At 68.0% G+C, this 659-nt stretch carries 2 protein-coding genes; both read left to right on the top strand.

Annotated features, from left to right (window positions below):
* The first annotated feature begins 88 nt into the window (after positions 1-88).
* Positions 89-361 (top strand): phosphoribosyl-ATP diphosphatase, encoded by a 273-nt coding sequence (locus CCN33_RS28200; RefSeq protein ID WP_020117406.1) that lies wholly within the window; start codon positions 89-91, stop codon positions 359-361.
* Between the two features lie 60 nt (positions 362-421).
* Positions 422-659: type 2 periplasmic-binding domain-containing protein (locus CCN33_RS28195; RefSeq protein ID WP_483027258.1), on the top strand; the 238-nt coding region annotated here is incomplete at its 3' end.

Here is a 659-nt window from a genome sequence, read left to right as displayed (position 1 = left end):
GCGGCCGTGGCCACGGCCGCCACGCTCCGTTCGGTCTCCGAACCCTGGCACTGAGACCCCGCCCGGACCGCGTAGGCTGAGGACCACCATGTCCAATAAGACGTTCGAGGAGCTCTTCACCGAGCTCCAGCACAAGGCAGCCAACGGCGACCCCGCCACCTCCCGCACCGCGGAACTGGTCGGCAAGGGCGTCCATGCCATCGGCAAGAAGGTCGTCGAGGAGGCCGCCGAGGTCTGGATGGCCGCCGAGTACGAGGGCAAGGAAGCCGCTGCCGAGGAGATCTCGCAGTTGCTCTACCACGTCCAGGTGATGATGGTCGCCCGTGGCATCTCGCTGGACGACGTCTACGCCCATCTGTGATCCGTCGCCCCGTACGCCCGACCCGCCGTACCACCCCGTCACACGAAGGAAGCCGACCTCATGCTGCGCATCGCCGTCCCCAACAAGGGTTCCCTGTCCGGACCTGCGGGGGACATGCTGCATGAGGCCGGCTACCGGCAGCGGCGGGAGTCCAAGGAACTGCGCACCGTGGACCCGGTGAACGAGGTCGAGTTCTTCTACCTCCGCCCCCGGGACATCGCGATCTACGTGTCCTCCGGGCAGCTGGACATCGGCATCACCGGCCGGGACCTGCTGATCGACTCCGGCGCCGGCGCCG

Origin of the sequence: Streptomyces recifensis, from assembly GCF_002154615.1 — a bacterium.
Lineage (GTDB): Bacteria > Actinomycetota > Actinomycetes > Streptomycetales > Streptomycetaceae > Streptomyces > Streptomyces griseoluteus.
Note: the sequence above shows the minus strand (reverse complement) of the source record. Positions and strands in the feature narration are given on the sequence as shown.

Bases quoted from the DNA above. Each gene is read 5' to 3' on its own strand.
- CCN33_RS28200 (WP_020117406.1), top strand. From the start codon at position 89: ATGTCCAATAAGACGTTCGAGGAGCTCTTCACCGAGCTCCAGCACAAG.